Source organism: Succiniclasticum sp. (genome assembly GCF_056977735.1).
The window spans coordinates 125,378-150,835 of the sequence record NZ_DBMCWA010000002.1 but is presented as its reverse complement, the minus strand read 5'-3'; the positions used below and the strand labels follow the sequence as shown (position 1 = coordinate 150,835).

At 50.2% G+C, this 25,458-nt stretch carries 21 protein-coding genes and 1 pseudogene; 18 read left to right on the top strand and 4 right to left on the bottom strand.

The annotated features are described in order from the left end of the window. Window positions 1-22: 22 nt before the first annotated feature. The 7 genes and pseudogenes from ACZOWY_RS01880 (at window position 23) to ACZOWY_RS01850 (ending at window position 12,456) form a co-directional block, all read left to right on the top strand. The gene (locus ACZOWY_RS01880) at window positions 23-388 is read left to right on the top strand and encodes a hypothetical protein (protein WP_484392547.1); all 366 of its coding nucleotides are present in this window, start codon (window positions 23-25) and stop codon (window positions 386-388) included. Further along, window positions 358-507: pseudogene (locus ACZOWY_RS01875) on the top strand (hypothetical protein); the annotation flags it as partial. The gene ACZOWY_RS01880 and the pseudogene ACZOWY_RS01875, both read left to right, overlap by 31 nt. Next, complete coding sequence (locus ACZOWY_RS01870; protein ID WP_484392474.1) at window positions 508-6,666, top strand: YadA-like family protein; 6,159 nt, start codon at window positions 508-510, stop codon at window positions 6,664-6,666. Between the two features lie 140 nt (window positions 6,667-6,806). After that, the gene (locus ACZOWY_RS01865) at window positions 6,807-7,541 is read left to right on the top strand and encodes a hypothetical protein (protein WP_484392473.1); all 735 of its coding nucleotides are present in this window, start codon (window positions 6,807-6,809) and stop codon (window positions 7,539-7,541) included. Between the two features lie 33 nt (window positions 7,542-7,574). After that, on the top strand, window positions 7,575-8,393 hold the full coding sequence (locus ACZOWY_RS01860; RefSeq protein WP_484392472.1) for a tyrosine-protein phosphatase: 819 nt from the start codon (window positions 7,575-7,577) through the stop codon (window positions 8,391-8,393). Between the two features lie 417 nt (window positions 8,394-8,810). Next, on the top strand, window positions 8,811-10,166 hold the full coding sequence (locus ACZOWY_RS01855) for an ATP-binding protein (RefSeq protein WP_484392471.1): 1,356 nt from the start codon (window positions 8,811-8,813) through the stop codon (window positions 10,164-10,166). Window positions 10,167-10,377: 211 nt separating this feature from the next. Then, the gene (locus ACZOWY_RS01850) at window positions 10,378-12,456 is read left to right on the top strand and encodes a polyribonucleotide nucleotidyltransferase (protein ID WP_484392470.1); all 2,079 of its coding nucleotides are present in this window, start codon (window positions 10,378-10,380) and stop codon (window positions 12,454-12,456) included. Window positions 12,457-12,618: 162 nt separating this feature from the next. On the opposite strand, the gene ACZOWY_RS01845 is transcribed toward ACZOWY_RS01850, so the two are convergent. Together ACZOWY_RS01845 and ACZOWY_RS01840 are read right to left on the bottom strand one after the other, a co-directional pair. Further along, window positions 12,619-13,902: an SLC13 family permease gene (locus ACZOWY_RS01845; RefSeq protein ID WP_484392469.1), complete on the bottom strand. Its 1,284-nt coding sequence runs from the start codon at window positions 13,900-13,902 to the stop codon at window positions 12,619-12,621. A gap of 21 nt (window positions 13,903-13,923) precedes the next feature. Next, window positions 13,924-14,172 carry a hypothetical protein gene (locus ACZOWY_RS01840; protein ID WP_484392468.1) on the bottom strand — a complete coding sequence of 83 codons (249 nt, stop codon included), beginning with the start codon at window positions 14,170-14,172 and terminating at the stop codon, window positions 13,924-13,926. 265 nt (window positions 14,173-14,437) lie between these two features. Between ACZOWY_RS01840 and ACZOWY_RS01835 the strand changes: the two genes are divergently transcribed. Then, a complete protein-coding gene (locus ACZOWY_RS01835) occupies window positions 14,438-15,376 on the top strand; it encodes a LysR family transcriptional regulator (protein WP_484392467.1) in 939 nt (312 codons plus the stop codon). 56 nt (window positions 15,377-15,432) lie between these two features. Here ACZOWY_RS01835 and ACZOWY_RS01830 read toward each other — a convergent pair whose 3' ends face one another. Next, window positions 15,433-15,678 (bottom strand): hypothetical protein, encoded by a 246-nt coding sequence (locus ACZOWY_RS01830; protein WP_295357484.1) that lies wholly within the window; start codon window positions 15,676-15,678, stop codon window positions 15,433-15,435. 414 nt (window positions 15,679-16,092) lie between these two features. On the opposite strand from ACZOWY_RS01830, the gene ACZOWY_RS01825 reads away from it, so the two are divergent. Further along, the gene (locus ACZOWY_RS01825; protein ID WP_295357487.1) at window positions 16,093-16,296 is read left to right on the top strand and encodes a hypothetical protein; all 204 of its coding nucleotides are present in this window, start codon (window positions 16,093-16,095) and stop codon (window positions 16,294-16,296) included. Window positions 16,297-16,498: 202 nt separating this feature from the next. On the opposite strand, the gene ACZOWY_RS01820 is transcribed toward ACZOWY_RS01825, so the two are convergent. After that, on the bottom strand, window positions 16,499-17,986 hold the full coding sequence (locus tag ACZOWY_RS01820) for a monomeric [FeFe] hydrogenase (protein WP_484392466.1): 1,488 nt from the start codon (window positions 17,984-17,986) through the stop codon (window positions 16,499-16,501). A 216-nt stretch (window positions 17,987-18,202) separates the two neighbouring features. On the opposite strand from ACZOWY_RS01820, the gene ACZOWY_RS01815 reads away from it, so the two are divergent. The 9 genes from ACZOWY_RS01815 (at window position 18,203) to hypB (ending at window position 25,455) form a co-directional block, all read left to right on the top strand. Further along, on the top strand, window positions 18,203-18,661 hold the full coding sequence (locus tag ACZOWY_RS01815) for a dCTP deaminase/dUTPase family protein (protein ID WP_484392465.1): 459 nt from the start codon (window positions 18,203-18,205) through the stop codon (window positions 18,659-18,661). Between the two features lie 191 nt (window positions 18,662-18,852). Then, window positions 18,853-20,757: an NADH-quinone oxidoreductase subunit 5 family protein gene (locus ACZOWY_RS01810; RefSeq protein ID WP_484392464.1), complete on the top strand. Its 1,905-nt coding sequence runs from the start codon at window positions 18,853-18,855 to the stop codon at window positions 20,755-20,757. After that, entirely contained in the window at window positions 20,750-21,625 is an 876-nt protein-coding gene (locus ACZOWY_RS01805) for a respiratory chain complex I subunit 1 family protein (protein ID WP_484392463.1), read from the top strand. The genes ACZOWY_RS01810 and ACZOWY_RS01805 overlap by 8 nt, the downstream gene beginning before the upstream one ends. An 89-nt stretch (window positions 21,626-21,714) precedes the next feature. Then, window positions 21,715-22,224 (top strand): NADH-quinone oxidoreductase subunit B family protein, encoded by a 510-nt coding sequence (locus ACZOWY_RS01800; protein WP_484392462.1) that lies wholly within the window; start codon window positions 21,715-21,717, stop codon window positions 22,222-22,224. Next, window positions 22,221-22,727, top strand: coding sequence for a hydrogenase (locus tag ACZOWY_RS01795; protein ID WP_484392461.1), 507 nt, complete (start codon window positions 22,221-22,223; stop codon window positions 22,725-22,727). The genes ACZOWY_RS01800 and ACZOWY_RS01795 overlap by 4 nt, the downstream gene beginning before the upstream one ends. Before the next feature lies 1 nt (window position 22,728). Then, complete coding sequence (locus ACZOWY_RS01790; RefSeq protein ID WP_484392460.1) at window positions 22,729-23,814, top strand: hydrogenase large subunit; 1,086 nt, start codon at window positions 22,729-22,731, stop codon at window positions 23,812-23,814. 83 nt (window positions 23,815-23,897) lie between these two features. Continuing rightward, window positions 23,898-24,356 (top strand): 4Fe-4S dicluster domain-containing protein, encoded by a 459-nt coding sequence (locus tag ACZOWY_RS01785; RefSeq protein ID WP_484392459.1) that lies wholly within the window; start codon window positions 23,898-23,900, stop codon window positions 24,354-24,356. Window positions 24,357-24,451: 95 nt separating this feature from the next. Beyond that, window positions 24,452-24,802 (top strand): hydrogenase maturation nickel metallochaperone HypA/HybF, encoded by a 351-nt coding sequence (locus ACZOWY_RS01780; RefSeq protein ID WP_484392458.1) that lies wholly within the window; start codon window positions 24,452-24,454, stop codon window positions 24,800-24,802. Window positions 24,803-24,804: 2 nt separating this feature from the next. After that, window positions 24,805-25,455 (top strand): hydrogenase nickel incorporation protein HypB, encoded by a 651-nt coding sequence (gene hypB / locus ACZOWY_RS01775; RefSeq protein WP_484392457.1) that lies wholly within the window; start codon window positions 24,805-24,807, stop codon window positions 25,453-25,455. The last annotated feature ends 3 nt before the right edge of the window (window positions 25,456-25,458 follow it).

Here is a 25,458-nt window from a genome sequence, read left to right as displayed (position 1 = left end):
CGCTTCCGAAGCCCGTCAGACTATGCAGGATTATGATGCAAAAAAAGCAGAACTGGAAGCGGCAAAACAGGCGTTAGTGGATGAAGATGCAACGGCAGATACGTCGGAAATCGATTCTCAGATTTCGGCACTGACTGAATCTTATAACAAAGCTCAGACGACATTCCAAAATTATGCTAAAGCTACTGGGGATGCTTCGATTGCATTAGGAAAAGCTTCTGCAGCAGAAGGGGCAGATACAGTTGCCATTGGTTCCCATTCGGTAGCGAAACGGGCGATGCAGAATGGCGGTGCTGGCGCCGGTTATGATGTGACAACCGGGAAAAGCTATGCAGGGGAAGACAAGGAGAGCGCAACCTGGGTCAGCCCCTGGGCGCTGTTTCCGTAGGCGGCGCAGCCGGTGATACTGATGCAAAAATTGGCTCGGCTGCAACTGCGACCCGCCAGATTACAGGAGTAGCAGCAGGTACCGCCGATACCGATGCGGTCAACGTTGCACAGTTAAAATTGGCCGGAACACATTATTACAGCGTACCGGAACCGGTTGACGGAGAACATGAGGCAAACTATGACAACGATGGGGCCACAGGCAGGTACGCCATGGCTGCCGGCGTCAATACAACTGCTAAAGGCGATTATTCAACAGCCGTTGGCGGGGACAGCCACATTAACGGTGAACGAAATGTTGCACTGGGCGCTGGCAGTTATGTTGGATTAAAGAGTTTAGGATATAATTATGGCGTGACCGGCGATGTTGCTAATAGCGTTGCTGTGGGTAGTTACAGCAACGTCATCAGCGACAAAGGTACAGCGGTAGGCGCTTCAACCAACGTTTTTGGTGAACAGAATATTGCGGTAGGATATTCAAGTACGGCTGCAGGGGAAACTTTAAATACCGCTATCGGTACAAACAGCAAAGTTGGAATAAGGCGGTACTATTATGATTATAGTACTGGACAAGCAATAATGAAATATGTTGGCGCCAACAACACGGCAGTCGGCGCAGACAGCAGAATTGGCAGTGGTTATAACAATGTAGCTATTGGGTCGGGCAGTTATGCAGGCGACTGGTCTTCTGTTAATACTGTGCAAGAGCGCAAAGAAAGCTTGAGAAATGCGGTTTTGACAAAGTATGGCAGTGAAGAAGCTGTTAGAACCGAGATTCAGAATCGTTTTGAATACGAATTAAATAAGAATTTACCTCCGGACTATGCAAACTGGTCAGATAATGAAAAGTATTGGTACACGCAGTCCCGCTGGAATGAATTGTCTCCACAACTTCAAAATGATTTGGATTTTGAAGCCTGGCAGACCGGAATGTTAAACTCCGATGATTTCAGTACGGCTGTTGGCGTCAATGCAAAGGCTGCAGGAGCCGGACAGACTGCTGTCGGTGGGAATAGCAAGGCTACCGGCTGGCATGCTACAGCTGTTGGCCTGGGAAGTAAGGCTGAAGGCGCATCGGCTATTGCGATTGGCGAAAGCGCCAATACGCACGATAACCAGGAAATCGCTGTGGGTAATTACGCTCATACATACGGCCAGTCCAGCATAGCAATGGGCCGCCTGGCAGGTGGCAATACCAATTATGCGATTGCGATTGGCGATAACGCTACTGTACAGTATCTTGATAACGAGCAGTGGAAATGGGAACAGGAAACTGACGATGATGGCAACGTTGTCCTGGATGAGAGTGGCAATCCCAAGATGAAACTGGCGGATGAGCAGAGCAACCATATCCAGCGCCTTGTTGCCGACCAGAGCATTGCTATCGGACGCGACAGCTATGTTGACGGCAAAGATGCAACCGCAGTCGGTCGCAATACACAGGCGAGGATGCGCAATGCAACGGCTTATGGTAATAACGCCCACGCCAATGCCTGGAACTCCATTGCAATTGGTAATAAAGCGATTGCAGGTCTGAAAGAAAATATTTTTGATAAAACAAGCGGAGATATTTTAGCTGATGTTATTGAAACCGATGACAATGGACTGGAATATCTGGTTAAAGGAGCAGCGTCCGGTAATTCGGCTGTAGCTGTCGGTAACCGTGCCCGTGCCACTTCTGAGTTTACGACAGCAGTAGGTGCCGGAACCAATGCGGAAGGCTGGCATGCGGTAGCGGTCGGCGATTCCAATCAGGCAACCGGTAAATTCAGTACGGCAATCGGTGCAGGCTGGTCTATCAACCATACCGAAGGGGAAGATGATTTCGATAATACGCCTGATGATGCTACTGGTGATGGTGTAAATACAGAAGGCAAACGTACCTATGAATCTATCGGAGCCAACCAGGCTGCCGGCGACTATAGTACTGCAGCCGGTTATGGCAACATGACGACAGGTGAACGCAGTAATGCTTTTGGTATGCAGAACAAAGTTTCCGGTCCGGATTCTTTAGGTGTTGGTTCCCTTAATACTGTCGGTACAGTTGAACCTGACAACTCGACCGGTCTGGTTAAAGCAAGCGAAGGCGATGTTACCGGCTATGCGGTGGGTTCTAACAACACCATTACCGGTAAAAAAGAAACCTTTGCCGGTGCATACGGTCATTTGAACACAGTTTCTGGTGACAACAGCTACGCAATGGGCAATGAGAACCAGGTTTCCGGTGAACAGAGCCTTGCGGTTGGTAATGGCCATATTGTATCCGGTGATTATTCCGGAGCTTTTGGCGATCCGAATAAGATTTACGCGAACCGTTCTTATGCTCTCGGCAATAACAATACTATTGGTGTGGACGGTGACAAAACTAAGGGAATCAATTCTTTTGTGGTTGGCAATAATGTTACCACTACAGAAGACAATACGGTTGTCGTTGGTTATCATATTGAAGAAAACGACCATACCTTCGGTAAGAACAGTGTTTCTCTGGGTACTGATGCTGACAGTGTTCTTGAGGATTCTGTTGCTCTGGGAAGCTATGCTAAGGCCGATACGGTAGATGGCTATGAAACTGCAGGCGAAAACGATGTCGTAGTTGGAAGCCTGAAGTACAGTTCCAGCCGATTTGCAGGAACTGGAGAGAACGTAATCGGAACAGTCAGTGTAGGCGATGCAGGAAAAGAACGTACGATCACGAACGTAGCTGCAGGCCGAATATTGTCTGACAGCACAGATGCTATCAACGGATCCCAATTATACGCTGCCTATGACCAGCTGCAGTGGAAGGTTGGTATCGACAAAGACGGTGGTACCAATGATGATGGCGCATTGCCCCAGTCTGTAGTAGGCAAACCGGATGCCAATACGGACAAGAGCAACGTACAGCTCATTGCCGGTAAAGGCATTGATATTTCCGCTTCTAATATGCAAAACACGGAAACCCAGAATGGTTATGGCATTAAGATTAGCAGCAAATTCGAAAGTGCAACCACCGAAGGTGACAACATTACGGAAATTACCTACGACGGTAAGACCTATATCATTGGAGGCGGTGACAGCATCGCAACGGATAACCGTGTTGTAGGATTAAAGGAAAATAAGGAAGGCAAGCAGGAAATTATCAGCCCGTTTGTAAATATTGACGGCGTAGAGGAAGCGACAGCGAAAGGTCACGAGAGCGGTCTCTATGCGTATGCGCAGGGAAAGAACAGTATTGCCATAGGTTCTGAAGCAAAAGCCAGAAAGGAAAACTCTATTGCATTAGGTGTAGATGCAGAAGCGTTTGGCGAGCAGTCTGTTGCGATTGGCCAGGGCGCAAAAGCCGGTGATAAGAGTGACGCGACGAAAGGCAAAGGAGCTGTAGCCATTGGAGGACAGTCGGTATCTACCGGCGAGTTCTCGGTAGCGATGCAGGGCGGTAAAGCAACTGGTAATTACGCAATGGCATTTGGTGAAAATGCCGAGGCCAAGGGCGATTATGCAATGGCGTTTGGCAGTGGCACTATCGCAAACGGAAACAAAGCCATGGCGTTTGGCTCTGGTACGACTGCAAATGGGAACCAGGCTACGGCGTTTGGCACTGGAACGGTGGCTGAAGGTGAAAATGCTACGGCGTTCGGTATGAATTCGGCGGCAAGTGGAGCGGATTCTACAGCCTTTGGCAACAATTCTCATGCCAGTGCGGACAACTCTATGGCGGCCATTGGCGGCACAACAGTTAAGGGAGCAACGAATGCGGCGGCTGTTGGTGAAGGAAGCGTAGCACAGGCTGAGAATTCCCTGGCAATGAGTGGTGGTAAGACCAGTAAAGATGCGAAAAACTCAGCGGCCATCGGCGAGGATGCAGAAGTAGTGGTAACCGATGCGGTGGCCCTGGGCAGTCGTTCGGTCGCCTCCACAGAAGCCGGGATCGAAGGGTATGATATTTTATTAAATGCAGCAAGTACGGATGGAAGTCCGGTATGGAAAGCGAATGAAAATGCCATCGCAGTAGGTAATGGCGCGCAGAATACCCGCCAGATTACCGGTGTGGCTGCCGGTATGGCAGACACGGACGCAGTAAACGTAGCACAGCTGAAGCGCGCTCGCGTAGAAGTGTTGGCAGGAAGCAACGTAACGGTAGACAGGAACATATCCAATGGATATTCCCAGTATACGGTTAATGTACCTTCTATGTTCAGCGTTTATACTGGCGGTAGTAATAAGAGCGGCTATACAGCAGGTTCTTCGGTTGGCAGTACCGACAAATTAAATGTTTCCTTCGACTTTGGCGATGGGCTGAAAGCGTCTGAAATTTCTAAGGGCTATTGGCATGTTGGTCTTGATGAAGAATACATTAAGAATGATCCGAACTTGAAAGGTGAGAAAGGAGATCCTGGTAAAGATGGTGTTGACGGTAAGGATGGTACATCTGTAACCATTACCAAGACCGTGAGCGATGAAACCGGAACTACGGTAACCTTCAGCGACGGAAAGGAAATTGAAATCAAAAACGGCACAGATGGTAAAGACGGCGTAAATGGCAAAGATGGTACATCAGTGACTATCACGAACAAAGAGGTTACACCGGAAGGTACTACAGTCACCTTCAGCGACGGAAACGTAATCGATATCAAGAATGGTAAGGATGGCGTTGACGGTAAGGATGGTGTGGATGGCAAAGATGGCACATCAGTGACTATCACGAACAAAGAGGTTACACCAGAAGGCACCAAGGTAACTTTCAGCGACGGAAACGTAATCGATATCAAGAATGGTAAAGATGGCGTTGATGGTAAAGATGGCGTTGATGGTAAGGATGGCGTTGATGGTAAGGACGGTGTTGATGGTAAGGATGGAACATCGGTGACCATTACCAAGACCGTGAGCGACGAAACCGGAACTACGGTAACCTTCAGCGACGGAAAGGAAATCAACATTAAGAACGGCGAAGATGGTGCAGCTGGTAAAGATGGCGCCGACGGCAAGGATGGTGTTGATGGTAAAGATGGACGTGATGGCCGGGATGGTAAAGATGGTGTTGACGGAAAAGACGGTGTTGATGGTAAAGATGGAACATCAGTAACCATTACCAAGACCGTGAGCGACGAAACCGGAACTACGGTAACCTTCAGCGACGGAAAGGAAATCAACATTAAGAACGGCGAAGATGGCGCAGCTGGTAAAGATGGCGCCGATGGAAAGGATGGTGTTGATGGTAAAGACGGACGTGATGGCCGTGACGGTAAAGATGGCATCAACGGCAAGGATGGTGCTGACGGCAAAGATGGCAGGGATGGTTTGAACGGACTTGACGGGCGTGATGGCCGGGATGGTAAAGATGGCATCAACGGTAAAGATGGCGTTGACGGCAAGGACGGAAAAGACGGTGTTGACGGCAAAGATGGTAAGGATGGCGTAGATGGTAAAGACGGTGCGCCTGGTGAAAAGGGTGACAAAGGCGATACCGGCGAAAAAGGAGATAAGGGTGATAAAGGCGACAAAGGTGACAAAGGCGATCCCGGCATTGATGGTAAAGACGGCGTAGACGGCAAAGATGGAGCAGGTGTTGATCCTGAGGAAATGCAGCGAATTGATAATAACATCAATGCTGTAAACAACAGGATTGATAATCTGGATAACCGAATGAAGAAAGGCCTGGCAGGTGCTGCGGCACTGGCTGCTCTCCATCCGCTGGACTTTGACCCGGACGACAAGCTGGAATTCTCTGCTGGCGTAGGTCATTACAGAGGTGAGACTGCAGCCGCAATCGGCGCATTCTATCATCCGAATGATGATACGATCTTCAGCCTGGGTGCTACTGTAGGAAACGGTGATGATATGATTAACGCAGGAATCACATGGCGCTTTGGTCAGCACAGTAATCAGTCCCGCTCCAAGAAAGCCATGGCGAAGGAAATCATCGAGCTGCGTGAAGAAGTGGCAGAACTGAAAGCCCTGGTCTATGACCTGACCGGCAAGGGCGGTCTGGATCCGTCCAAGACAGCAATCTTCCCGGATACGCCGGAAAACCACTGGGCCTATGATTATGTGGCAGTACTGGCCGGCAACGGTGTTCTGGAAGGTTACCAGGACGGTTACTTCAAGGGCAACCGCCAGCTGACCCGGTACGAGATGGCAGCCATCATCTACCGCCTGATGAGCAAGGGCATCGAAGTGGACAACCGGATGTTACAGGAATTCGCTCCGGAACTGGCCCGCGTAAAGGTTGATACGCTGACGCATTACAACGATGGCACGCCGCATATCCAGCGTGTACGCATTATCCCGCAGCGCGGATAATAGCAGTTTGAAACAGGTAAGCGTGTTGTGATAAAGCAGGAGGGAAGGGCTGCATGCCTGTCCTTCCCGTCCTGACCGATACTACCCGGTTCCGGAGTCGACGCCCCGGGGCACGGATCAATACGAGAGGACGTGAAAATATGAGTACGAAAAAACTGATGACTGCTGTAGTGTCCTGTCTGGCTGTTTCCGCTGTCTGTGCGTTTACCGCTTTTGCGGCGCCGGACAAGGAAGCTGCGAAAGCAGAAGAACTTTCCCTTCGCGTGCGGATCACCGGCCATGAGAAAGGGACGATTTATAAAGTGACGACCACCGACGGTCAGGAGATCCGGATGGACGTGGGCAAACACGGCGGCCGCATGCTGAATCGTCATTACTTCACAGCCAAGGGGGAGATGAAGACGGACGAAAAAGGCGACTACTTCAAAATGAAGAAAGTAGAATACAAGGACCCTGTGGTGCGCATCCAGCAGGAAAGCGAACGGAAACCGGAAGAAATCAAGAACTCCGCCAAGATCGATACGGACCGTGACGTGGCATACTTCCACGAGAACCCGGTGAGCGACAGACAGAATTTCTATCAGAACAACGTGGCGAATGTGACGGACCTCGGCGCATATAAGAAAGTGGAACTAGAAGACATCAAGGACACACCTACCGGAACGAAAGTAGCTGTTGTTGTCCGCCCTATCAAGACAATTGAAAAAGATACGCTGATGGAATTCTGGAACATCCGCAATGCGAAGGTGAACGTTTACATGAACGGGGCGTATGTACCGCTGGGGCAGCGCTGCACCATTTACGGTACAGTGAGGGAAGACGGCACCATCCTGCTGGACCGTATGGACAGCGTAGCGGAAGACGGTTGGAAATAGTAGTCGCAGATACTAGGAGATACCCAAAAACCCATGCAAATCGATATCCATTCCCACATCATACCCGGCGTTGACGACGGCAGCCGGGATATGGAAACCAGCATAGCATTGCTGCAGATGGCCGCCGAAACCGGAACAACAGATATTATTGCAACACCTCATGTAATTGATGTAAGCACGACACTGACCTGGGACGCTATCCGGCGCCACGTGGAAACCTTGCAGAAGGAAGCGGATGCAAGAGAGATACCTATTCGCATTTACCCTGGCGCGGAAACGGAACTGAACTGGGATCTTTTGGAGCTGATTCGGGAAGATCACAGCCGGTTTTGTCTGGCGGACAGCCGGTATTGTTTAATGGAACTGCCCAGCCTGATGCTGCCGCCCAACCTGGAAGATATGATCTATGAACTGCAGCTAATGGACATCGTACCGGTACTGGCTCATCCGGAACGGCAGATGCAATTGATGGAGCAGCCGGAAAAACTGCTGAACCTGCTGCAAAGGGGCTGCGTGGCCCAGAGTAACGGAGGCAGTCTGACAGGTGTGTTCGGTCAAAGAGCACATGATAATGTACACAGATTGCTGAACAGGGATATGATCGCGTTTTTAGGCAGCGATGCCCACAATCTGCGGCACCGGACCACGAATTTAAAAGGCGCCCGGGAAAAGCTGGTAAAGCACTGGAGTGAAGAAATGGCAGAGGAACTGCTTTCGGTCCGACCGCGGCATATTCTGGAAAACAAAGCGTTGCCGCCGGAATTGTATGTGAACAGGCTGCCTTCGGTCTTTACGCAGAGCAAAAGCCAGAAGCCTGAAAAGAAGGGGTTCTTTGCAAGGCTGTTTGGGTAATGTGTCAGAATACTTAAATGGGTAGTTTGCCTGTTGAAGTATTGGGAACGCTGTAACGTAAATAATTAGAAAAACGGATTATTGTCTCCGAAATGAAACGCATGCAAACGCGGCTTGCCAGAAATGGCAGGCCGCGTTTTTTTGCTTACAAACAAACCTGGAAGGATTGCGCCGCGCGAGGGTGGGCGCCGGCAAACGTAGCGCCTCCACTCTCAGGCAGTTTATATTTACTGTAGCACAATGACTGCTGTCAGGTGCTTTCAATTATCTTGACAGTTTTCACTTTATATTGTAATATACTCGTAAGTTAGTAACTCGTGATTCACTAACTTACGAGTTTTTGTATGGAGGCGTAAGATGTTTCTCTGTCGTGAAATGGAATTGCGAAAACTGAATCACAGATATAACAGTAATTCGATGGAATGCATTGTAATCTACGGTCGTCGGCGGGTGGGAAAGACGGCGCTGATCAATGAATTTGTCAAAGACAAGCCAGTTGTTTATTTTCCGGCGCTGAACTCGAATGCGCAGGATAATCTGACTGCGCTGTCCCGGTCCATATATCTGTATCAGCATCCGGATGCAACGGAGGCTCCTAAATATGCGACCTTCGATGCTGCCTTTGCCGAAATAACACGTCTGGCTGCGAAAGAGCGGGTCGTGTTTGTGATTGATGAATTTCCCTATCTGGCCAAAGCGGATGCTTCGGTTCCTTCCCGGCTGCAGCATCTGTTGGACTACGACTGGCAGGACAGCCGGTTATTTCTTATTCTCTGCGGTTCTTCCATGAGCTTTATGGAAAAGGAAGTGCTGGGGCAGAAGAGTCCCTTGTTTGGCAGGCGAACGGCACAGTTTAAGATTGAGCCTCTTACGTATCTTGAAGCGGCAAAATTTCATCCGGAACTTTCCCCGGAAGACAATGCGCTGTTATATGGTATCACCGGCGGCGTTCCGCATTATATAAATAAGCTGAATGTACAGGGAAGCATTAAAGAAGCTTTACTGGAAAACTTCTTTGACACCTCGGCCTACCTTTTTGAGGAACCGGAAAATTTACTGAAACAGGAACTGCGGGAACCGGCTGTTTACAATTCCATCATCGGCGCCATTGCCGGCGGCGCGGCCAGGCTTAATGATATTGCGTTGCGGACCGGCCTTGATACGGCAAAATGCGCAAAATATATCAGCGTGCTGACAGAGCTTGGGATTTTACGGAAAACGGCGCCGGTGACTGAGAACCCGTGGCGAAAGTCCCTGTATCGTATTACGGATAATTTTTTCCGTTTCTGGTACCGGTTTGTCCCGGGCAACATGCTGGCGGTCACCGCCGGAACCATGCCTGCGGTTTATGACGGAGCTGTTGGCAGTTACCTTGCGGAATATATGGGGCTGGTGTTTGAGCAGATTTGCCGGCAATACCTGATACATTATGCAAAAAAACTTCCTTTTACTGTCGGTATAATCGGCGAATGGTGGGGCGCCCATCCCACAGAAAAGAAAGAAATCCAGCTGGACATTGTGGCGCTGGATTCCAGGGCGAACAATGTCCGGGCCGGACGAAAATACCTGATCGGTTCCTGCAAATTTAAAAATGAGAAGATCGGAACCGGCGAACTGGATCTGATCCGTAATTATGCATCTGTTTTCACCAATACAAATGATGCGTGTTTTTATTATATTTTTTCAAAATCCGGTTTCACCGAGGCCTTGCTTGAAAAACAGAAAAATGGCGAGGTGGTATTAATTACGATGGATGAAATGTACGGGGGATGATTTTGTATAAAAACACTTAGTTCCCACATTGTATTGCAATCTGTGAAGAAACAGGAAAATCTTTTCATTATTACTATTTTAATATTGACCAAAAGTGTAACAAACTTTATAATATATATGTTTATGCTTGTTTTCAGTTACCCATTTTTATAGTTGCGGTAAGTTTTATCGCAAAGGTAAGAGAAAGTGTAAGAGTATAGGAGGAAAAAAGATGAAAAGTTACACAATGGACCTGGGCGGCAGACCGCTGACACTGGAGTTCGGCGAAGTCTGCAAGCAGGCCAACGGCGGTTTACTGGTACGCTATGGCGATACGGTAGTAGTAGTGGCCGCAACGGGTACCAAGACTCCCCGTGAAGGCGTGGATTTCTTCCCGCTGACTGTTGATTTTGAAGAAAAGATGTACGCCGTTGGCAAGATTCCCGGAGGCTTTATCAAACGGGAAGGCCGTCCCAGCACCCATGCGGTACTGACCAGCCGTCTGATCGACCGCCCCATCCGTCCCATGTTCCCGGACGGATACCGGAATGATGTACAGATCGTAGCTACTGCGGTTTCCGTAGACCCGGACAATGCGCCGGATATCCCGGGCATGATCGGCGCCTCTGCCGCGCTGTGTGTTTCCGATATTCCCTTTGAAGGCCCCATCGCCGGTGTGCGGGTAGGCCTGATCGACGGAAAATACATCATCAACCCGACCCTTGAGCAGTTCAAGGTGAGCCGCCTGAACCTGGCGGTAGCCGGTACCAGTGATGCGATTTTAATGGTAGAAGCAGGCTGCAAGGAAATTTCCGAACAGGAAATGCTGGACGCCATTTTCTTTGCCCATGAGAACATCAAAAAGATCTGTGAATTTATCAGCGGCATCCAAGCTGAGATCGGCAAGCCGAAGATGGAAGTGCCCAAGTACAATCCGCCGGAAGAACTGGTAAAAGAGATCGAAGAGTTTGGCGCGGAAAAACTGAAGGCGGCCCTCATGGACGCCAACAAGCTGCAGCGCGAAGAAAACGTGGACCGTGTGAAGAAAGAGATCGCGGAAGCGTTTATCGAAAAGTATCCGGAAAACGGCACCGACGTTGCCTATATTACCCAGAAGCTGGTTAAGAAAATCGTACGCCGTACCATTGCGGTGGACAAGATCCGCCCGGATGGCCGTGCCCTGGATGAAGTACGTCCGGTTACCTGCCGCGTAGGCCTGCTGCCCCGCGTACACGGTTCCTCTCTCTTCACCCGCGGCCAGACCCAGATCATGAACGCCTGCACCCTGGCCCCGCTGCGCGATGCGCAGATCATCGAAGGGCTGGGACCGGAAGAGACGCAGCGTTACATCCACCATTACAATTTCCCGCCGTATTCCGTAGGCGAGACCAAACCCCTGCGCAGCCCCGGCCGTCGTGAGATCGGTCATGGCGCGCTGGCAGAACGTGCACTGCTGCCGGTGATTCCCTCCGAAGAGGATTTCCCGTACACCCTGCGCCTGGTTTCCGAAGTACTGGAATCCAACGGTTCTTCTTCCATGGGTTCCGTATGCGCCAGCACCCTGTCCCTGATGGACGCGGGCGTGCCCATTAAAGCGCCGGTAGCCGGTGTGGCCATGGGCCTGGTAAAGGACGGCGACTTCTTCACCATCCTGACGGATATTCAGGGTCTGGAAGACGCCCTGGGCGATATGGACTTCAAGGTAGCCGGTACAGAACATGGCATCACCGCCATGCAGATGGATATGAAGATCGACGGCATCAACCGTGAGATCTTCGAACAGGCGCTGGCCCAGGCCAAACGCGGCCGTGAATTCATCATGGGCAAGATGATGGAATGCATCAGCGAGCCCCGCAAGTCCCTGTCCCGGTGGGCTCCGAAGATTACGTCCATCACCGTGGATCCGGAAAAGATTGCCAAGATCATCGGGCCTGGCGGCAAGACCATTAAGAAGATCGTGGAAGACACCGGCGCCAAGATCGATATCGAAGATACCGGCAAAGTGTATATCGCTTCCCCGGACTCCGATGCCATTGAAAAGGCAATCAAAGCCATTGACGGCATTACGGCGGAAGCGGAAGTGGGCAAGATCTACACCGGCAAAGTAACCCGCATCATGAACTTTGGCGCGTTTGTTGAAATCCTGCCTGGCAAGGAAGGCATGGTCCACATTTCCCAGCTCTCCACCGAGCGCGTGGAAAAAGTGGAAGACGTGGTTTCCGTTGGGGATGAGATTATGGTTAAATGCGTAGAAATTGACAGCAAGGGCCGCATCAACCTGTCCCGCAAAGCAATCCTGCAGGGAAAATAAAATATAAAAGAAATTACAAAAACAGCACTGGCAGAAATGTCAGTGCTGTTTTTTTAGGGCGTACGGAATCATCTAAAACTCCGCAGGCCTTAAGAAGGAGGTGCCCGCAGCGGCTCAGACTGCGGGTTCTTATGTTTATGGTCAACTTCTTTCCAAAGGTGGTTATTTACCGGGGAAGAAGGGCCAGACTGTCGGAATTACAATCAACGATACTACGAAGCAGACAAAGATCAAACCGCCGCCTGCTTTGATATAATCGGTGAAGCGGTAATGGCCGGGGCCGAGTACCAGCGTATTGGGGGGTGTGCCTACCGGTGAAGCGAACGCGCAGGAAGATGCGATCAGAATCGCCATAAGCACTGCTCGGGGTGAAGCACCAAGCTGTTGGGCCAGAGCGATGCCGACTGGGCACAGAAGAGCTTTGGAAGCGGTGTTGGACATAAACTGGGTGAGCACGACTGCCAGTACAAACAAAACTGCTGTAACAACGTAGGGTGAAGGATCGCCGCCCATCATTTCTACTGTTGCGGCTGCAATGGCTTTGCCGGCGCCGGTGGTATTCATGGCCTCCGCAACGGGAATCATGCCGGCGAACAGGAAGATAGTAATCCAGTCAATTGAAGCATAAGCCTGCTGTTCTGTAAGGCAGCCGGTCAGCACGCACAGCAGTGCGCCGATTACGGCTACGATATGCAGCGGGATTACATCCAGAGCCATACTGATGATTACGGCTAAAATAATGAGGCCGCAAATAATCTGCTTGCTGGTCTTAACGATAATGCCTTCCGCGTCCCGGGCTTCCGCTTCCAACTTATCGGGATCAAAATCCCGGTCTTTAGGTAACAGGTATTTGCCGATAAAAATCATGTAAATAATACCGGCGATGGTAATAGGTATACCGATGTAAGCGTATTCAAAAAAACCAAATTTCAGTTCCGGCATGCCCGCAGCTTCCAGTGCAACGTTGGCCAGCATATTGGGCGGCGTACCAATCAGCGTGATGGTTCCGCCTAGGCCGGCACCAAAGGCCAGAGGCATTAACTGACGCTGGGGGGAAAGCTTTGCAGTAGCGCAGATACTCATGACAACAGGGATGAGGCAGGCAGTTGTGCCTGTGTTGGAAAGAAAGGCAGACATAAAAGCAGCGACAACCATAAGACCGATCATAAGCGTGTTTTCACCTTGGCCGCAGACCCGGACGATTTTACTGCCAACCTTCTGGGCCACGCCAGTATGGAACATGGCAGCGCCTACGACGAACATACCGGCAAACAGGATAACGTTGGAATCGGCCAGGCCAAGAAAGATTCCTTTGGCAGGAACAAGGCCTAAAATCCAGCAGGCAATAGCGGCTGACATTGAAGTGACAGCCAATGGAATTATTTCCGTAACAAAAAGGATTGATACTACCAGAAGCAGTAGCAGGCATTTAGTAACTGGTGTCATAATGTGGTAAACCTCCATTTTTCATTTTTTAGTCGTTCTCTTTTTCTCTGGTGCCGTTTCTTCAGTTTTTGGCGGCAGGAGATCAGGCAATTCGCGCATCGTATACATTTTGTCAGGATTCAGATAAAAGGGATGGGTGGCGGCGTCGCCGAGTATGCGGTGATACTTGTGAGAGTCCAGGCTCTTCAGAAACCGCTCCAGCCTTTTTGTTTCGTCGGAAAGATTCATTGATGCGATTTTTTTTGCATTCATCGTAAATTCCGGAAGCATATCTGTATCCTCCTGTCCGGGTCGGGCAAAAACTGTACGGTTTATTTATTCACAGCTCTTGCTTGCAACTTTGGGTAATTGCTAGGGTAGTTTCAGTATAGGGCAGCGGGCTGAAAAATAAAAATACCCGTTAGGCAACAAAAATATAACCAAACGGAATATTAGAAACGATTATCAATTAGCACATATTGTATTTGATATATTTTGTGGTAAAATGAAATGCGTATGGAGTGACGCAAGTATACCCTGTTGTGTAGGAGGCATTATGGATCTTGAAAACTATCGTAATTTCCTGGCTGTCATCGAAACCGGCAGCCTGACGGGTGCCGCTGAGTATGTGCATGTGGCGCAGCCCGCGCTCAGCAAACAGCTTCGCACGTTGGAGAATTTTTATGGGGCCAAGCTTCTGATTACAGAACGCGGCAGCCGTAAGGTCGTATTAACAGAAGCAGGACGGCTGCTGTACCAGAAAGCGAAATATATCTGTTCGCTGGAGGATCTTGCCAAAGAAGAAATCATCAGCACGAAAAAAGGAGCGGCCGGCACCTTGCGGATCAGCGTGGCGAATTCCCGTTCCGCTTCGTTTATCAATAAGACGTTGCAGCCCTTTTCGGAATTGTACCCGGATGTTAGTTTTGAAATTTTTGAAACCAGTTTTTATGAGCAGAGCCAGCAACTGCTGAATGGAATCACCGAGATTGGAATTTTGAGCACGCCGATAGGGCAGGAAGATAATTTTGAAGAACTGTTCCGCCGTGATGAATATCTGGCGGCGGTGTTTAAGCATGACTCCCGGTGGATGGAGAGTTCGAGACGTAAAGGATTAAATCTGAGCGATTTAAGGAACATTCCCCTGAGTGTTTCTTCAGGCTGCTATGCTATTTTGCAGAAGGCATGCGATAAAATCGGCTTCCGGCCAAAAGTACTCAGCATCAATACATCGCGTTTTACAGCGCTGCAGTGGGCGCTTATCGACAGCGGCGTGGCTGTGGTTCCGGTGGATCCGGGGGAAGTACTTGAACCGGATGTATATAACATTAAAAAAATATTGGATATTGACACGGAGCTTTACAAATCCGTCGTTAAGGTTAAAGGGCGACCGTTATCCCCATTGGCGCTGAAATTCATCCAGTTTTATAATGAGAATAGCGATTCAAGAAGATTGTGTGATATTCGAAGGCTGGAAAAAGAAAGTAAAATATAGAAAGCACCGGCTCCGGACTACTTATGGTAATCCGGAGCCGGCGCCGTTTTTGGGGTTCAATCTTCAAATTCTTTGCTTTTAAGGCTTAATGTCCTGCCTGCCAGCGCTTCCCTCTGGATCAGCGCTTTGATTTCCTGCCGGACAAACCCTTTCAACAGTTTAAGCTGTTCCTTTTCACGGTTAGCGTTAAGGCCTTCCGGGGAAGCCTTTAACATAGCGGCTTCCAGTTCCTGTTCCTTTTGCAGAAGGTAATCGTACATTTCATACAATTCGTTTTCATTGTATTGCTTTGTTTCGCCCATGGCTGTTCCTCCTTGTAATTATTATGCGTGATAATTTTTACCCGTTTGCAGTTACCCAAATTCAGACCCATACCAAAGCGCAAGTGTATTATACAGGGTTTCGGTTGTTTCCGCAACCCGGATAGTTTCCGTGAAACAGGGGAAGGGGAAACCGTGGAAAGCCTGTTGTGGCAAGAGGTTTCGACTGGTTCAGGATAAAATATATTCCGGTTTTTCATATCTGTTATGCCAAACCGGTATGTTTCCGGCACGTTTTCCGCACGTATTCCAAAATTGCATATAAATCATGCCGGACGGATATTATACAAATTTGGAAAGAGCGTGTATAATGCAATCAGAAATTAGGAATGCATCCTGATTAGCAAAACAAAACACCGTAGAATTGAATTAGTTTTATCAAAGGAGGAAAACATCATGTCTACTATCGTTATGAGAACCGGTTATCTGGCAGTACCCGAGTATGTTGGAGAAGGAAGCGTTAAATCGGAATCTATGGTCCAGTGGCTGACCCATAAACGCTTAAGCCAGGCGGATCATTACAAAATGCTTACAAACCGGAAGCTGGACTGCCCGGTACAGTATCAGGGCGTACTGTTCAGCTTCAAAGAAGCTAAATGAGCAAACCAATGACCGAAGGCATCGCAACACGTTGAAGTATCGTAAGTCACTTTGAAATTAATAGAATCCTTCTCTTTTACTATAATTTAAGGGCTGGAACAGAATCCTGATACATATTCTGTCCAGCCCGTCTTTTTTTGTTTTTATTCAGGTCAGGTTTTGCAAATTCTATTATAGATTGAAACGTAAATATTTAAACGAATTACACTTCAAAACTGATTTTCTTTACAGCGTCCACTGCTTCCTTCAATTGGTCGCTGGTCTTTTTTTCTGCAGCTTTCTGGAATTTTGTAACCAGTACACGGGTCAGTCCCTGTTGTGCAAGGGAGCCGGGCCCGTTGACGCAGCCGTTGCAGCAGGCCATGCCTTCAAAATACTCCGCGGCGAGTTTGCCGTTTTTGATCAGCGTCAGCTTATCATTGCAGTTTTCCAGGCCGTCGGCATATTCTGCGGATAAGGATGCCTGCCGTTCCAGGGGCAGTACTTCTTTCATGGAAGCCTGCACGCCGCGGGTCAGAGGGAAGCCAATGCCGCCGGCGGTTGCCTGGGTGACGTATTCTTTTTCTGCCGGCTGGGTCAGGTCAATGCCGGTTCCCTCAAAGATACACTGTAATTCTTCATAGGTCAGTACGAAGTCGACTGCGTCGGGATGCTCCAGGCATTCCCGTTTTTTGGCGATGCAGGGGCCGATGAAGCAGGTCATGGCTTCCGGATGTTTGTTTTTGACATACAAACCGCAGGAGACCATGGGGGATGTGGTCTTGGAAATATTCTCTTCGTATTCCGGGAAATGCTTTTTCACTAAAGAGACAAAAGCCGGACAGCAGGAGCTGGTCATGAATGAAATCTTTTCCGGTACTTTTTCCAGAAATTCTTCCGCTTCATGCAGGGTAGTTATATCCGCGCCTATGGCTACTTCTACCACGTCTGTAAAACCTAATTTATGCAGGCCGGCGATGACCTGGGCGGGGGTTACTTTCATGCCGAACTGTCCCACGAAAGAAGGGGCCAGCATGGCGATGACCGGCTTGTGCTGCTTTAAGGCCAGCAGCAGGGGGACGAGCATGCTTCGTTCGTCCAGCGCGCCGAAAGGACAGGCTGCCCGGCAGTTGCCGCAGTTGGTGCATTTATCGTAATCGATTTTGGTCCGTCTGTCTTCCCCGGCGGAAAGAGCTTCCAGGGCACAGGCCCGGATGCAGGGACGGTTGATTTCGATGATGGCGCCGTAAGGACAGGATTTGGCGCAGCGACCGCATTCGATGCAGATGTCCCGGTTAATGAAAGCCCGGTTGTTGACGACGGAAATGGCTTTTTTGGGACAGTTGTTCATGCAGTTGTGCTGGATGCAGTGGCGGCATACGTCGGTAACGTAGTATTTGTCAATGGGGCAGGCGTCGCAGGCATCGGGCAGTACGTCGATGATGGGGAGCTTCCTGTCAAACTCTCCGTCCAGCGCTGCTTTTGCCGCATTGATGATGTTGAGGCCCAGGGGCTGCCACAAAGCCATCTGGACGCGGTTCTTCAAAACGGCCCGTTCTTTATGGACACAGCAGCGGACCCGGGGCGTATTATCTCGTACCGTGTGGTAAAGGATATCGTAAATATGCTCCGGCAGACAGTCATTCCACGTGTATTCCGCAATCTTGCGCAGGACTTCCCGTCTGAAATTAACGACCTGTGTTGTTTCCATATTCAGCCTCCTGTTTCTGATGATTACCTGAGTGTTTTTGTCTTTTTGTTGCGTTGCCTATATTATATATGAATTATCCTGATTTTAAAAGTTTTTTGCTGTATACAGAATATTTTTCGATAATCCCGGTGGGATATGGTATAATCGTAGTAAATACAGATTTAATGCCCGGTATCAGCGCCGGGAGAACAGATAAGTAACGGGGGAGGGTGTATAATGAAGATCCGCGGTTTTGAAAAGATCAGTAAGTATAAAGAGGCAGAGTTTCCCATGCCGGCGCGTAAGACGAAAACGTCTGCCGGCTATGATATCTGCGTTCCGGAGGATGTGGCACTGCTGCCGAACCGTCTGGTGATGGTGCCCACAGGCGTCAAGGCGTATATGCAGGAGGATGAGTTCCTTGGGGTCCATATCCGTTCCAGCATGGCAATCAAATCCGGACTCCGCCTCGTGAACAATGTAGGGATCATCGACGCGGATTACTATAACAATCCGGATAACGAAGGCCACATCATGCTGGCGCTGGTGAACACCGGCCTGCAGCCGCTGGTGTTAAAGAAAGGCGAACGGGTTGCCCAGGGTATTTTTTATAAATACCTGACGACTGACGACGACAATGCTGCAGAAAAAAAAGAACGCAGCGGCGGTTTCGGCAGCACAGGCAAAACCCGGTAACGTTCCGGTTCCCGGTACAGTAAATACCGCTATACTGTTGCGATTATTACAATAAAACGAAATTCAGCAATGATTTAAAAGAAAATTTAAAAACAGGCTTGCCAGATTCCTTATATTATGATAAAGTATACGCTATATTCACGATATCCCTGGCTTATCATGTACACTAATTAGGAAAGAAGGACTGCTTTATGTGTTTACCAAGCTTATTGATTGGCGTACCGTTAGCGGCGGCAATCCTTGCGTTCTGCTTCCGGGGCAATGGGGCCCGCAACATCCTTGTGAAACTGGCGGCGGCCGTTACTATGGTCTTATCTGTAGGGACGGCAGTTCGTTATTTTGGGCATCCGGAGTTTTTTAAAATTACCGGAGGCTTACTGCCGGCGATTCTGCTTGCTGTGGACGTCATTGCCGCTGCTGTCATTTTTTATTACACGCTGATACGGTTCAAAAAGTTCAAAATCGCGTTGCTGGAACTGGTACAGCTTGCCGGGATCCTCTGGTTTGAACAGAGGATAGGGCATGCGATTGAAGTCCGGTATGATCTTGCTATTGATAATTTTGCACTGATCATGGTGCTGATTGCCGGTATTATTGGCAGCCTCATCGCTGTTTTCTCGTTAGGATATATGGAAGAATTCCAGAAAGAACATCGTGATGTGCAGGACAGGCGTCCGTTCTTCTTCTTTGTCATCTTCCTGTTCCTCTCGGCGATGTTCGGCCTGGTTATTTCCAACAACCTGCTGATCATGTACACTTGCTGGGAAATTACCAGCCTGTGCTCGTTCCTGCTGATCGGTTACACACAGACGCAGGAAGCTGTTGAAAATTCCTTTAAAGCCCTGTGGATGAATCTGTTGGGCGGTGTAGCCTTTGCCGCGGCCATTATCTGGCTGGGCACAGAGTATGAAACGGTGGAACTTTCCATGCTGATCAATCTGGGCCGCAGCGCGCAGCCGGTTGAACTGGCGGTTGCGCTCCTGGTCTTCTGCGGTTTTACCAAAGCAGCCATGATGCCGTTTTCCGGCTGGCTGCTGGGAGCCATGGTCGCGCCCACGCCAACATCGGCACTGCTCCATTCATCCACGATGGTAAAAGCGGGCGTGTTCCTGATCATCAAACTTTGCCCCATTCTGGGCGGCAACCATGCAGGGCTGATGACCATGTTCATCGGCGGAGCTACCTTCCTATTTGCTTCGTTTGCGGCCATTTCCCAGTCTGACGGAAAAAAAGTGCTGGCCTATTCCACGATTTCCAATCTGGGCCTGATCGTCTGCTGTGCAGGCATCGGTTCCTATGAAGCAGCCTGGACTGCTATTATGATTGTAGTTTTCCACGCAGTGGCCAAGAGCCTGATGTTCCTTTCGGTGGGTACGGCAGAACAGCAGCTGGGCAGCCGCGACATTGAAAACTTCGACGGCATGTTCTGTTCGCTGCCGGGGTTGGCTCTCTGCATGATCATCGGTATCTGCGGTATGTTTTTGGCGCCTTTCGGTATGCTGATTTCCAAGTGGGCTGCCATGAAAGCGTTCGTAGATGCGGGACATCCGCTGTTATTGCTGGTTCTCGTATTTGGCTCGTCCACTACCTTGTTCTATTGGACCAAGTGGCTGGGCAAAATTACGGCGTACATTCCTACAGAGACGAATCTGGAGGAAGGGATCCACGGCGTGCAGTGGCTGGCGTTACGTACGTTAAGCGCCCTGACCATTGTGACCTGCGTGCTGTTCCCGGTAATTTCCCAGATGGCCGTGATTCCCTATCTGGAAGTTACGTATGAAACAACGATGGAAGTTATTTCCCGCAGCAATCTGCTTATCATGTCCATGATGGTTCTGTTGCTGGTAGTCCTGCCGCTGCATTTCGGCAAGGGCCGGGAAAAGAAACTGGTGGTTACCAACCTGGCCGGGGAAAACCTCGGCGACAACCAGTCGTACCGGGGTGCTGCCGGGCAGGTGATCCCGGTTACGATCCGAAACTGGTATATGGAAAAATGGTTCGGGGAGGCAAAGATGAAACTGTGCGGATTCATCCTTTGCGGGTCCTGTCTGTTAATTGAGTTTGCAATAATATTCGGAGGTGCTTTCCATGTCTGAGATGGTTCTTAACATTATTTCGGGGATTGCATATCTGATCCTGGCCCCTGTCATTGGCGGCCTGCTGGCCGGTATTGACCGCAAAATTTCCGCACGCATGCAGCGCAGGGTAGGGCCTCCCATTATGCAGCCCTTTTATGATTTTTTCAAGCTTTGGGATAAACAGCCTGTGGCGGTAAACAAAGCCCAGAGCTTCTATGTGACCGGTTTTCTTCTCTTTGTGGTGATCAGCGGTCTGTTCTTCTTCACCCATGGGGATATCCTGCTGGTAGTATTCACACTTACCATGGCCAGCGTCTGCTTCATCGTCGCCGCCTATTCTTCCAATTCCCCCTACAGTCAGATCGGTGCAGAGAGAGAACTGGTGCAGACCATGTCCTACGAACCCATGCTGCTGCTGGTGGCGCTGGGATTTTACCTGAACTGCGGTACGTTCAGCATCGGTGAGATCCTGAAATCGCCGCAGATGAATTTTATCTACATGCCCGGTATCTTTGTCGGGCTGAGCTATATCCTGCTGATTAAATTCCGTAAATCACCCTTTGATCTTTCCGTTTCCCATGAAGCGCATCAGGAACTGATCCAGGGAGCTCTGACAGAGATCTCCGGGCGGTCGCTGGCGGTGATCGAACTGGCACACTGGTATGAAAATGTGTTCCTGCTGGGTTTTGTGTACATGTTCTTTGCCTGGGCCGCGCCGTGGAGTCCGGCGCTGGGGCTGTTCATGTGTGCGGTTACATATTTTGGCGACATTCTGGTGGACAACTGCTGTTCCCGTGTAAAATGGGAAAGTATGCTGGCTTCCACATGGCTGGTTACATTGGTTGCAGGCTTTGTAAACATTATGTTCCTGATGCAGGTCCGCTGAGAGTTATTTCCGGCTGTATCATGCATATGCAACAGACTTTGGCAGGAATGATATTACGATAAGCATGGCAAGGAAAGGATGCGGCTTATATGAGTTATATAAAGAAATCTCCCTGGCTTGTTCATTACGATGGTTCCAGCTGTAACGGCTGCGACATCGAGGTGCTGGCCTGCCTGACCCCGCTGTACGATGTGGAACGGTTCGGCATTGTGAATACAGGCAACCCCAAACACGCTGATATTTTTCTGGTGACGGGCGGCGTAAATACCCAGAACCTTCCGGTTGTGAAACAGATTTACGAACAGATTCCGGAACCGAAGGTGGTCATAGCGGTAGGGACCTGTGCCTGCAGCGGCGGCGTGTTCCATGACTGCTACAATATGCTGGGTGGCATGGACAAAGCTATCCCGGTGGATGTGTATGTGCCGGGCTGCGCTGCAAGACCGGAGTCCATTATCGACGGTGTGGTGAAAGGCCTGTCTGTGTTGGAAGAAAAGCAGAAGGCGCTGGCGGTCCCCGCAAGAGAAAAACAGGAATTGCGGGAAAAGGATCTGGAAGTCGGCGTGGCTGTCAATAAAAGTCAGGAGGCCGGAAAATGAAACAGGAAATGACTCAGATTGAAACAACGGAGCTGCTGGCAAGAACAGCCCGGTATAAAAAGGACGGATACCGAATGACACAGATTCTGTGTACCCGGATTCCGGAAGGCTATGAACTGACCTACAGTTTTGATAAGGATTGTGTGATGGAAAACCTGCGGGTCGTGGTGCCTCTGGACGGTTCCGTCATGAGCGTCACCGGCCAGTACTGGTACGCCTTTGTCTGGGAAAACGAGATCCACGACCTGTTCGGGCTGAACGTGGAATTCATTGCCCCGGAAGTGGATTACGGCGGAAAGTTCTTCCATCTTGCCAAGCCCATGCCCTGGCATGAGCTGGCCAACGCGAAACAGCCGGCTGCGGCCATAAAAGTAAACTTGCGGCCCGGACTGGGCGTAGACGCTTCGGTCAAGCCTGCTGCTGCGGCAGCAAAACCGGGAACCGCGCCGGCAGCGCCGAAACCTGATGCAACCGCGGCAAAACCTGCGGAAGGAGGAAACTGATATGGGCAAAAGTACAGTTGTACCCTTTGGGCCCCAGCATCCGGTATTGCCGGAGCCGATCCATTTCGACCTTGAATTAAAGGATGAAAAAGTTGTAAAAGCGATTCCTTCCATTGGGTATGTCCACCGGGGTCTGGAAAAACTGGTGGAAAAACGCGGTTTCCAGGAATATGTATATGTAGCGGAACGGGTTTGCGGCATCTGTTCCTTTGGTCACGGCTGGGGTTACAGCAAGGCGATTGAAGGGCTGATGGAAATTGAAGTTCCTAAGCGGGCAGAGTATCTCCGGACCATCTGGCATGAAATCTCCCGTCTCCACAGCCATCTGCTGTGGGCCGGGCTGGGCGCCGACGCATTGGGCTTTGAAAGCCTGTTCATGCAGTGCTGGCGTATCCGTGAAACGATTCTGGATATTATCGAACAGACCACCGGCGGCCGGGTCATCTTCTCTGTCTGCAAGGTGGGCGGTGTGCGCCGGGACATTCCCGATACTGAATTAAAAGAGATTGTAAAGCGGCTGGATGCGCTGAAGAAAGAGATTGACGACGTGGCGGCAATCTTCCTGAATGACGAAACGATCCAGGGTCGGCTGAAAGGTGTAGGGACGGTGACCTATGACGAAGCGGTGGCGCTGGGCTGCGTAGGTCCTACCGCCCGGGCCAGCGGCGTGCCGCTGGATTACCGGATGGGTGACGAAGGGGGAGCCTATAAAGAGCTGGGCTTTACTCCGGTTCTTGCTACTGAAGGCGATTGCTTCGCCCGCGTCAAAGTCCGTCTGCTGGAGTTGTACCAGTCCATGGACATTATCAAAGGCTGTGTGGAAAACATGCCGGCCGGTGACATTGCGGTACCGGTGAAAGGCTTCCCGCCTGCAGCGGAACATTTTACCCGTGTGGAGCAGCCCCGTGGCGAAGCGGTGTATTACGTAAAAGGAAACAAGACCAAAAATCTGGAACGGTTCCGCCTGCGTACGCCGACCAACGCAAACATTGCGGTGCTGGTAAAAATGTTGCAGGGCTGCGACCTGGCGGATGTGCCGAACATTATCCTGACCATCGATCCGTGTATCAGCTGCTGTGAAAGATAAAAAAAGAGCAGCAGGGCAGGATCGCTTTTGCTGAAATATATTGCAAACACTGATTATTTACTATAAAACGAGGAGGTCTGGCGATGAGTTTTCTGTCTTTTGCCAGCGAGATGCTGGGCAATCTGTTTAAACCGCCGGCAACCAGTCAATATCCGTTTGAACCGAGAAAAGTGTATGAAGCGGACCGGGGCAAGGTAATCAATCATATTGATAACTGCATCTTCTGCGGCATGTGCATGCGGAACTGTCCGTCGGACGCCATTACGGTAGACCGGAACGCCCGCACCTGGAAAATCAACCGGTTTGCCTGCGTGCAGTGCAAAGAGTGCGTGACCAACTGTCCGAAGAAGTGCCTGTCCATGGACACGGAGTATACGGCGCCAGCTACCGAAAAAACAGAAGAGGTGCTGCAGGGACCGCCGCCTCCGCCCAAACCCCAGGTAGTGCTGACGGAAGCCCAGAAAGCGGCTATTGCCGCGGCCCAGGCAAAAAAAGCCGCAGCCCAGAAGGCGGCTGGCGCAGCAGAACAGGCAAAAGCCTGACAATGTAAGCAAAATGTGCAGGCTGCAGCAGGTAAAAGCCTGAGCACCGGATAATCGTGTCCGGGCTGCAGCAGGCGAAACATAAGGAGCAATTCATGCATGAGTATCCCGTTACCGTTCAGATTGTGGATATCGCTTCGGAAACGGCCAGAAAGAACAACGGCCGTGTGCGCCGCATTGACCTGGTAGTTGGAGAGGATTCCGGTTTTATCGGCGAGTCCATCCAGATGTATTTTGATGTGATAGCGGAAGGTACGCTCTGTGAAGGCGCGCAGCTTTTCATCGAGGGCGTGAAACCGCAGCTGCGCTGTGATGCTTGCAGTAAATTATTTGAACGGAAACGGTTTTCCTTTCAATGTCCTTTCTGCGGAGGAGACGGAAGCCCTACGGAAATCGGGAAAGAGTTTTATGTAAAAAGCGTGGAACTGGAAGTGGAGGATCAGTAACAATGCATATGATGAAAGCGGACGTGATGGTGGACGTTCACGCACGGAACAACCATATTGCGGAGCATGTTCATGAACATCTGGCAGAACATAAAATCTTTGCTGTGAATATCATGGGCGCGCCGGGAGCGGGGAAGACCACGACGCTGGAAAACCTGCTGAAGCATCTGGATGTGCCCGGCTATGTCATCGAAGGGGATATTGAATCGAACATCGATACGGAACGGCTGCGCAAGCAGAACATAGCAGCCACCCAGATCAATACCTTCGGCGCCTGCCATCTGGACGCGCCGCTGGTACACAACGCCATTCATGCGCTGCCGTTTGACAAGCCCGGCATCCTGTTTATTGAAAATGTAGGGAATCTGGTCTGCCCGGCGGAGTTTTCCATCGGGGAAGATATCAAGCTGCTGCAGGTCAGTGTGACCGACGGCAGTGACAAGCCTTACAAGTATCCGCTGGCATTTGAAAAGGCGGATATCATTATACTGAATAAAATTGATCTGCTGCCCTATGTTGATTTTGACGAGGAGTTTTTCATGAAAGGCATCCGGCATCTCAATAAAACGGCGCCGGTGTTCAAGGTCAGCGGCAAGACCGGGGAAGGATATGCGGAAGCTGCAGCCTGGCTGAAACAACGGGCAGGGTTTTGAAGT